General features: G+C 54.1%; 1 pseudogene. It reads left to right on the top strand.

The features are described 5' to 3' along the window. Nucleotides 1-303, top strand: a pseudogene (locus H4O21_RS25320) (hypothetical protein); the annotation flags it as partial.

The raw sequence follows: 303 nt of genomic DNA, 5'->3' as shown, positions 1-303 counted from the left end.
GCTCTCGGATGTTGTGCTGTTGTTATTCTGAAGCACTATCTGAGCAAGCCCGTACAGCCTGTTAACTGGTATCAGCAGGAGCTGATGATTGTGAGTATCCAGGAAGTGATTATCCAGAATTTCCGCGCAAAACCCGGTACGGCTATGGCCGGTACTCAGGAGCCGGATCTGGATGAGATGAAACGGACCCTGGCCGTAGCCCGTCTGATGCTGCCTGCTGAAAACAGTCTGCAGGCTCCGCCCAATCTGGAAGCCGGTTACGGCGCTTACATCAGTGCCGGACTCAATGACTGGGGCGGTATT

The sequence above is a fragment of the Oceanospirillum sediminis genome (assembly GCF_014164585.1).
GTDB lineage: Bacteria > Pseudomonadota > Gammaproteobacteria > Pseudomonadales > Halomonadaceae > Oceanospirillum > Oceanospirillum sediminis.
Note: the sequence above shows the minus strand (reverse complement) of the source record. Positions and strands in the feature narration are given on the sequence as shown.